The 8760-nt window shown below is 69.7% G+C and carries 10 protein-coding genes; 2 read left to right on the top strand and 8 right to left on the bottom strand.

Features of this window, described 5'->3' with window-relative positions; translation table 11 throughout:
- A partial coding sequence (clsB, locus tag AC27VN_RS23915) for a cardiolipin synthase ClsB (RefSeq protein WP_490878118.1) occupies positions 1-1210 on the bottom strand: 1210 nt, incomplete at its 3' end.
- A 14-nt stretch (positions 1211-1224) separates the two neighbouring features.
- Complete coding sequence (locus AC27VN_RS23920) at positions 1225-1953, bottom strand: endonuclease/exonuclease/phosphatase family protein (protein WP_172705372.1); 729 nt, start codon at positions 1951-1953, stop codon at positions 1225-1227.
- 377 nt (positions 1954-2330) lie between these two features.
- On the opposite strand from AC27VN_RS23920, the gene AC27VN_RS23925 reads away from it, so the two are divergent.
- On the top strand, positions 2331-2768 hold the full coding sequence (locus AC27VN_RS23925) for a serine/threonine protein kinase (RefSeq protein ID WP_296797906.1): 438 nt from the start codon (positions 2331-2333) through the stop codon (positions 2766-2768).
- 100 nt (positions 2769-2868) lie between these two features.
- Here AC27VN_RS23925 and AC27VN_RS23930 read toward each other — a convergent pair whose 3' ends face one another.
- From AC27VN_RS23930 to AC27VN_RS23950, 5 genes are all read right to left on the bottom strand, one after another.
- Positions 2869-3441, bottom strand: coding sequence for a Spy/CpxP family protein refolding chaperone (locus tag AC27VN_RS23930; protein ID WP_093343608.1), 573 nt, complete (start codon positions 3439-3441; stop codon positions 2869-2871).
- A 150-nt stretch (positions 3442-3591) separates the two neighbouring features.
- Positions 3592-4665, bottom strand: coding sequence for a flavodoxin family protein (locus AC27VN_RS23935; RefSeq protein WP_490878119.1), 1074 nt, complete (start codon positions 4663-4665; stop codon positions 3592-3594).
- A 92-nt stretch (positions 4666-4757) separates the two neighbouring features.
- On the bottom strand, positions 4758-5657 hold the full coding sequence (locus AC27VN_RS23940) for a pirin family protein (protein WP_490878120.1): 900 nt from the start codon (positions 5655-5657) through the stop codon (positions 4758-4760).
- A 52-nt stretch (positions 5658-5709) separates the two neighbouring features.
- On the bottom strand, positions 5710-6273 hold the full coding sequence (locus tag AC27VN_RS23945) for a hypothetical protein (protein ID WP_296788355.1): 564 nt from the start codon (positions 6271-6273) through the stop codon (positions 5710-5712).
- Positions 6270-7739, bottom strand: a complete 1470-nt coding sequence (locus AC27VN_RS23950; RefSeq protein WP_490878121.1) for a carotenoid oxygenase family protein — start codon at positions 7737-7739, stop codon at positions 6270-6272. The genes AC27VN_RS23945 and AC27VN_RS23950 overlap by 4 nt, the downstream gene beginning before the upstream one ends.
- A 257-nt stretch (positions 7740-7996) precedes the next feature.
- Between AC27VN_RS23950 and AC27VN_RS23955 the strand changes: the two genes are divergently transcribed.
- Positions 7997-8602 (top strand): TetR/AcrR family transcriptional regulator, encoded by a 606-nt coding sequence (locus AC27VN_RS23955; RefSeq protein ID WP_490878122.1) that lies wholly within the window; start codon positions 7997-7999, stop codon positions 8600-8602.
- Between the two features lie 11 nt (positions 8603-8613).
- Here the strand turns inward: AC27VN_RS23955 and AC27VN_RS23960 are convergent, their stop codons facing one another.
- Positions 8614-8745, bottom strand: coding sequence for a GNAT family N-acetyltransferase (locus AC27VN_RS23960; protein WP_490878123.1), 132 nt, complete (start codon positions 8743-8745; stop codon positions 8614-8616).
- Positions 8746-8760: the final 15 nt, after the last annotated feature.

An 8760-nucleotide genomic window follows, 5' to 3' on the forward strand; every position in this document is an offset into this window, starting at 1 on the left:
GGTCGCCGAGGTCGGTGACCTCTACCGGCTTGAGCCGCGGCACGTGGCGCGGCAGCCAGCCGAGCAGCGAGGGATACCAGCGCATCAAGTGGAAGATGAAGAAGCTGCGCACCAGCCGCCAGCCGCTCCATTCGCTCGCGAGGTCGGCGGTGTCGATCTGCTTGCAGCTGTGTTGCATCAGGTGATCGAGGCGCTCGTGCAGCAGCGTGTTGAAGGCCGCGTCGCGCACCACCACGTTGGCCTCGAGGTTGAGCGACAGGCTCAGCGGATCGAGGTTGCTCGAGCCCACGGTGCTCCAGCGGTCGTCCATCAGCGCGACCTTGCCGTGCAGCGGCCGCTCGCAGTATTCGTAGATGCGCACGCCCGCATGCAGCAGGTGGTGGTAGAGCATGCTCGCGGCCGTCTTCACGATCGGCATGTCGGGCTCGCCCTGCAGGATCAGCCGCACGTCGACGCCGCGCCGCGCCGCGCGCCGCAGTTCCTTGATGAGCCGGTAGCCCGGGAAGAAGTAGGCGTTGGCGATCACGATGCGCTCGCGCGCGCTGCGGATCGCGGCGCGGTAATGGCGCTCGATGTCGTTGGTGTGGTGGCGGTTGTCGCGCGTGACGAACATCACCTCGGCCTCGCCGGCCACCGTGTCGCCCACGGGCGGCGCCTGCCTGAGCCGGCGCCGGAACCAGCCCGGCCCCTTGCCGCCGACCGCGATCGCGCGCAACGCGAAGTGGTGGATCTGCGCCACGATCGGCCCGGCGAGTTCGACCGCATAGTCCTGCTTGGCCTTCGGGCCGAAGTCCATCAGGTGGTCGGCCGAATAGTTGATGCCGCCGACGAAGGCACGCTCGCCGTCGATCACCACGATCTTGCGGTGCATGCGGCGGAACACGTTGAGCCGCTGGCCCAGGAAGCGATGGCCCGGATCGAACACGCGCACCTTCACGCCGGCGCTGCTCAATTCCTCGAGGAACTCGCGCGAGAGGTCGGGCGAACCGAAACCGTCGATCATCAGGTCGACCTTCACGCCGCGCCGAGCGGCTTCGCACATGGCGGCGTGCAAGTCGAGGCCCACCTTGTCCTCGAACAGGATGAAGGTCTCGATGACCACTTCGCGTCGTGCCGCGCGGATCGCCTCGAACACGCGCGGGAAGAACTGCTCGCCGTTCTCGAGCAGTTCGATGCGGTTGCCCGCGACCCAGTGGTTGCCGTTGCTCATGGATGGATGCGCTTTCAGAGATCGATCTCGGCCACCAGCGGCGCGTGGTCGGACAGGTGCGACCAGGGCCGGCGCGGCAGCACCACCGGCGCGTGCACGCCGGCATTGCGCACGTAGATGCGGTCCAGCGGCAGCACCGGGAAGCGCGAAGGGAAGGTCTTGGCCGCGTGGCCGTGCGCATGCACGAACACCTCGCGCAGCGACGCGCCCTCGGCCAGGGTCGCATGCGCGCGGCCGCGCCAGTCGTTGAAGTCGCCGGCCACGATCAGCGGCGCGTCGGCCGGCACCTCGTCGCGCACGATGTGGCACAAGAGCTCGAGCTGCTGCTGCCGATGCGCCTCGGCCAGGCCGAGGTGCGCGCAGATCGCATGCACGTCGACCGTGCGGCCCGGCAGCCGTAGCACGCAGTGCAACAGCCCGCGCTTCTCGGGCCCGGCCACCGACACGTCGTGGTTGCGGTGATGCACGATCGGAAACTTCGACAGCAGCGCATTGCCGTGGTGGCCCTTGGGATAGACCGCGTTGCGCCCGTAGGCGAACTGCGGCCACATCGTGTCGGCCAGGAATTCGTAGTGCGGCGCCTCGGGCCAGTTGCTCACGCGGCGCGAATGGCGCGAATGGGTGCCCAGCACCTCCTGCAGGAACACCACGTCGGCGCCCACGGTGCGCACCGCATCGCGCAGCTCGGGCAGGATGAACTTGCGGTTGAGCGCGGTGAAGCCCTTGTGGGTGTTCACCGTCATGACCTTCAGCGACACGGGCGCGGCCGCGAGTCCGGCCGCGGTGACGGGGCCGGGCGGATTCGCGCCCACGGCGTGGGCGGTTTCCGCGTTTGCGACGGATTCGTTCGTGAAGATCGGTGTGGAGGACATCGGATTTCGGGTTGTACGTGCTCGATCCGTGCCCGCCTGTAGGAACGCGCCACCTTCTCGTGGCGCCTCCAGCCCTCCGACGCGACAGGCTCGCGGCGCCTTCGCGCGCGGCCGGCCGGCTCCTACAGGCAGCCCTGACGCACCCCCACAAGGCCCGAACGGAGCGGCTCCTACGGTGAATTCAGGACGTCGGGGAAGGCGTCCGCGATTTCTTCACACCATCTATCGAGACGCAAAGGAAACCGATCATGAAACACGCACAGCAACGACTTCTTCGAGCGACCCTGCTGGCCGGCCTGATGGGCGCGGGCGGCTTCGCGATGGCGCAGACCTCCTCGATGCCCGCGGCACCCGATCCGGCGCTGGGCGGCCAGGCCAGCACGCAATCGCCGACCGGCGTGGCCAATCCCACGCAGCAGCCCGACGGCAATGCGCCGGTGTCGCTCGAGACCGTGCGCGCCGAGGCCCGTGCGCACAACCGCAACAACACCAACAACCTGGTGCCCAAGGGCGAGGCCAGCACCGTGATGAACGGCCAGCCGAACATGGTGACGGCACCGACCGGCGAGCAGTCGCGCTGGCAAGTGAGTCAGCAGGCGCGCAAGGTGAAGCCGCAATTCGGCCAGCCGGGCGAGCGTCCGGAGGTGCCGACCAACCCGACCGAGAAGACCGGCACGCCGAAGTAATCGGATCGGTCGGATCGACCAGAACAAAGGCCCGCAACGCTTCGCGCGTTGCGGGCCTTCGTCATGGACCACCCTCGGCGACAGCGCTGAGGGCCGGGGCTCAACCCTTGGCCGGTTGGGCGTCGGGGCCGCCATGGTGGCCGCCGCGATGGAAGCGGTGGCCGCCGAAGTGCAGGGTCTCGGCGTCGAAGGTCTTCTGCTGCTCGGGCGTCAGCGCGGCATAGAAGGACTTCGTGGCGTCGGCGCGCTTGGCGAACATCGCGCTGCGTTCGGCCTGGCGGGCCTGCATGCGTTCGATGCGCTGCGGCGTGGTCAGCTTGGCGAAGTCGGCGCGGGTCATGCGCTGGCCATCGGGACGCGGGCCGGAGAACTGCGTCGCGCCGGTGTAGCTGGACCAGGCGCTTTCCTGCGAGGCATTGAGCTTCAGCTTGTCCTTGAGGGCCGCGAGACGCTTGGCGCGATGTTCCTGCATGCGTTCGAAACGCTTGGCCGGATCCATGCGCTTGTGGTCCGCGTGGGCCTTGCGCTGCGGGGCCGCGCCATCCGCCTGCGCCACGGCAGCGGCGGGTGCCGCGGTCGTGGGCGCCGGCGTCTGGGCGAAAGCGCCCGACGATGCGAGGGCGGCCGAGCCCAGCAGGCCGGCCCAGAGGATGCGTTGGCGGAGAGAGATCATGAGAGTGCTTCCTTTCGAAGAACCGCCGCCGATGGGCAGCTGGTGAGACGAAGTGTGGAAGCCTTCTGTAAGCCGTCCGTGAGCCCCGCGTGAGCCTGCGTAAAGAATGATGAATGGCGGCGCGGGCCGCCGTGAATTTTTGCGCGCGAGCTACTTGGGACGCGGTCTCTTCAGCCCCCGGTCAGGCGATTTGAGCTTGCCGGTGCGCAGCTGCCGCACCGCCTGCGCCACCGCGCGCGCGACGTTGCGCACCTCTTCCTGCAGGTCGGCATCGGCATCGAGCGTGTCGTGGCTGGTGGCATAGGGCTCGTAGTAGCCGATGTAGCGATCGAGCTGCGCGGCATTGCCTGCGTCGATCAGTCCCATCCAGTCGAGCCAGTCGCAGAGGTTGCGCCGCACGCTCTCGATGCCGGCCACGTCGCCATGCACCACCACGCCATAGGCACGGCCATCGAGATGCTTGGGATAGCCCCAGCCCTCGAGCTCGAGCGCCTTGGCCTCCTCGGCCTTCTTGCCGTGCGTGCTGGTGGGATCGGGGTTGCCGCCGTCGGCGCACACCAGGCGGTCGATCATCAGCTTGAGCGGGCTCGTGGCCTGGTACCAGTGGGCGGGCGTGAGCACGATCACGCCATGCGCGGCGGTCCAGCGCTCGTAGATCTCGTTCATCCAGTCGCCGGTCTGGCGCAGCGAATGGTTGGGATAGCAGCTGCAGGGCCAATGGCACAGCGGCATCGCGGTGGAGACGCAGCCCTTGCACGGATGGATATCGCGGCCGTAGTCCGAGGTCAGCAGGCTGAGGTCGAGCACGTCGGTCTTCACGCCGCTGCCTTCGAGCACCTCGCGCGCGAGCTGCGTCAGGCGCCAGGTCTTGGAGATCTCGCCGGGACAGGTGCCGTCGTTGCGCGGCGAGCCGTTGACCAGCAGCACGCGCGAGTGGCTCTGAGGGTCGGCCCACTTGGCATGCGCCGCGTCGATGCGCGCCTTGGCCTCGAGCCAGTCGACCGAGAGCTCGTAGTCGGGATCGGCATAGCCGGGCCCGGCCTTGCGCGTGACGGGCGCCTTGCGGCCTTCGTGGTAGGCCTCCCAAGCGATCAGCTCGATGCGCCGCAGCGAGTCGGACTCGGCCTGAAAGGCCGGATCCTGAAAGTCCTGCATGAAGCGTTCATGGAACTCGGCGCGCTGCAGCGTGGCGGGCGCCTGTCCTTTTCGGATCGTGGGGGGCATGCAGGCAACGTAGAAGCCTCGCCCGGCCCCGTGCGCCGACCTCCATGCCGACACGCGGTAGGCGCAGGCCGCACCGCCGCGTCGGCGCAGGCTCAGCCGAAGCGGCCCTGGCGGAAGTCGTCGACCGCCTGCTTGATCTGCTCGGGCGTGTTCATCACGAACGGGCCGTACTGCACGATGGGTTCGTGCAACGGCTGGCCCGCGATCAGCAGCGCGCGCGCCGGGCTGTGGTTGGTCGAGCCGGCGCGCAGCAGCACGCCGTCGCTGCCGGCCTCGTTCGCGAGGATCGCCATGCGCCGCGTCGGCACCTCGCTGCCGGCGATCCACAGCGATTCGCGGAACACGTAGACCAGCGCGTTGTGCGACGGCGGCAGCGGCTGCGCGAACTCGGCGCCCGGCGGCAGCGTGATGTCGAGGTACAGCGGCTCGGTGCGCTCGCGCCGCACGGCGCCCTCGATGCCGTGGCTCGCGCCGGCGATCACGCGCACCTGCACGCCCGCGGCGGTGGTGAACTCGGGGATCTCCGCGCTCTGGATGTCTCGGTACCAGGGCTCGCGCAGCTTCTCGTCGGCCGGCAGGTTGAGCCAGAGCTGGAAGCCTTCCATCAGGCCCTCCTGCTGCTCGGGCAATTCGCTGTGCACGAGGCCGCGGCCCGCGGTCATCCATTGCACGCCGCCGTTCTCGAGCAGGCCCTCGTGGCCCGCGCTGTCGCGGTGGCGCATGCGGCCCGCGATCATGTAGGTGACCGTCTCGAAGCCGCGGTGCGGATGGTTCGGAAAGCCGCCGACGTAGTCGCCGGGGTTGTCGCTGCCGAAGGCATCGAGCATGAGATAGGGATCGAGCCGCTTCTGCAGCGGCTGGCCGAGCACGCGCGTGAGCTTCACGCCGTCGCCATCGCTGGCCGACACACCGGCCACGATGTGGTCGATGCCGCGCGGCGCGGCCACGGGCTCGGTGGGATGGTGGAGATGATGGTGGTTCGTGTGGGTCATCCGGCCATGGTGGCACCAATGGCCCGACCGCGCCACCCGTGGGGGCGGGCGCTCAGCCCCCGGCCGCGGCCTCGAAGCGCGCGCGCATGTGCTCGGGATACCACTGCGTGAAGCGGATCGCGCCGACGATGGCCGCGACCGTGACCGCGATGCCCACCCACAGCGGCAGCGAAGGCAGGTAGACCATCGCCACGTCGGCCAGCACCATCAGCGCGAAGGCCACGGCCCAGGCGGCGGTGATGACCATGTTGACCAGCTTGAAGCCCGGCAGCACCCAGACCTCGGGCGGCGTCTGCTCCTTCGCATACTGCAGGGTGAAGGGCTGGCCGATGGCCATCGAGGCCAGCACCACCAGCAGCAGTCCCGCATCGACGCGCAGCCGCACGCCGAGCAGCGACCACTCGGTGTGCGTGGCGAGCGCGAACACGGCCAGGCCGCCGAACAGCAGCACGGTGCCGATCTCGAGCACCTTGACCGTGCGCTTCGGCGTGAGCCAGTCGCGCAACAGCAGCACGGCCGACAGCGCCGCCGCGGCCGAGAGCGCGGGCACCACGCCGAGCAGGCGATCGAACAGCGCGAAGACGATGAAGGGCGCGAAGGCCAGCAGCATGCTCATGACGACGCTCCGAAACGGACGGTGGGTTGCGCATCGGCCTGCACGGCGGCGCCGGGCACGCTGCCCGCGGCATCGAACCAGTTGCCATGGAAGCCGACGGGCACGCGGTGCGGCAGCGCGGCGGTGCACAGCGGGCCGTTGGCCACGGCGCGCGCATCGAAGACGGCGAGCTCGCTGGTGTTGCTGGCGCCGCGCCAGATGGTGGCGAGCAGCCAGCCATCGCCTTCCTCGGCCTGCGCCGAGCGCGGCACGAACACGGCCTCCGACATCGTGTCGGGCGCCGGCAACCGGTAGATGCCGCGCTCGCCGTTGGCATGGTCGACATGCGCGAGGCCCGCGAAGTTGCGCCGTGCTTCTGCCGGCCCCTCGTCGTCGCGCAGCACGTACCAGCCATGGCGGTAGGGCAGGCCGGCGAAGCGGTCGTCGATGCGCGGGAATTCGCCGGGGCGCGGATCGAGCACGGTGCGCGTGAATTCGCGCGCCGGGTTGGCGAGCTCGAACTGCCAGCGCACCAGGCGCGCGGGCGGATCGCCCGCGCCGATCGGCGAGCCGTCGGGCCGCGGGAACAGCGGCGGCGTGTCGAACTGCATCACGTCGGCGTACAGGCTGCCGTCGGCCTCCCAGGCATTCATCACGTGGAACACGTAGCAGGCCGGGCCGCGCCACCAGACGATGTCGGCGCTGCTGCCGCCGCGCGGCATCAGGCCGACGCGGGTGCCGAACTCGGGCTCCCAGGCATAGGGCGGGCGGCCCTGCTGCGCGCGCTCGAGGCTGGCGGTGATCGGCATGATCGGGAACATCACGTGGCCCTCGGTCACCATGAAGTCGTGGACCATGCTGGCATAGGGCGCCTCGAAGGTCTCGAAGCGCGTGACGCGGCCGTCGGCCGCGATGCTGCCGAAGCTCATGCCCGCCGACAGCGGCGCGGGCGTGCCGTAGCCGAAGAACAGCAGCTCGCCGGTGCGCGGATCGGTCTTGGGATGGGCCGTGAAGCTGCCGTGCAGGCGGCCGTCGAGGTCGGTGGCGCCCAGCGTGTCGAGCCCGGGCAGCGTCATCGCGATCGGCAGGTGCGCCTCCTCGAGCGCGAGCATGCGGCCGGCATGGCCGATCACGTTGGTGTTGCCGGTGCCGTCGTCCTCGCGCTTCGGCGCCTCGCCCTCGGTGCTCTGGAAGCCGACGCGGCGCCGTTCCTGCCCTTCGACCGTGGCCTGCCAGCGCTGGGTGCGCACCCAGCGGTTGCGGTAATGCACCGCGCCGTCGGCGATGTGGAAGGCATGCAGCATGCCGTCGCCGGCGAACCAGTGGGCGCGCGGGTCGGGCGCCACTGGGTTCGGGCCGTTGCGCACCAGCGTGCCGCGCAGGCCGGCGGGCAGCGTGCCCTTCAGCGGCAGCGGACCGACGTCGGTCTCGAAGTCGATCGGGCCCATGTTGGAAGGCGGGGCGCTGCGGGTGAGGGCATCGTTCATCAGGGTTCCTTCGGATCGTCGGCCGGGACCGGTGTAGGGGTGGAAAAGCGTGGAGGGCTTATCTTTCCAGTGGAAATATTGCCGAGCCATCTAGTGAAGTCAAGAGATTTTTCCAGTGGTAAGATTTTTGGATGCCTGTTGCCTCTCGTCCGCGCCGTCCCCGTTCCACGGAGCCGGCCACCGCCGAATCTTCGCCGGCCGCAGCGGCCACACCGGCCGAGTCCGCCGCGCCGGCCCGTCGCTATCACCACGGCGCCTTGCCCGATGCCTTGCTGGCCGCGGCCGAGACCGTGCTGCAGCGCGATGGCATCGCCGGGCTCGGCCTGCGCGCGATCGCGCGCGAAGCGGGCGTCTCGCACACCGCGCCCAAGCACCACTTCGGCGACACCACCGGCCTGTTGAGCTCGCTCGCTGCCGTGGGGTTCCATCGCCTGGCCGACGCGATGCGCACCTCGGCGCCCGAGGGTGCCGACGCCGGCGCGCGGCGCAACGCGATCGGCCGCGCCTACGTGCATTTCGCGCACGAGAACCCGGCGCTGTTCGGGCTGATGTTCCGCACCGAGAAGATCGACATGCTGCACCCCGTGCTGGGCGCCGCGGCCGCCGAGGCGATGCGCGTGATGGCCTCGATCATCGGCGGCGCGCCGCGGCTGCCCGACAGCCCGCCCACCTCGCTGAGCAATGCCGAAGCCATGCAGATGACCTCGGCCTGGGGCTATGTGCACGGGCTCGCGGTGCTGCTGATCGATCACCGGCTGCGCGGCATCCTCAAGCTCGCGCCGGGCTTCGACGATCCGCTGGCGCTGGTCGATGCGGCACTGGACGAGGTGCGCTTCGGGCTGGAGCTCGAGCCGCGGGACTGAGCTCGCCGTTTTCAGGCCGAAGGCTGCCAGTACCGGTACTGCCAGCGCGTCTCGAAACCCGCGCGCCGGTACAGCGCCAGCGCGGGATCGTTCTGCGCTTCGACCTGCAGGAACACCTTTTCGAACCCCCGCTCGAGCGCCACCTGCGCCAGCCCCGC

The sequence above is a fragment of the Variovorax sp. 20P10.2.4 genome (genome assembly GCF_058244205.1).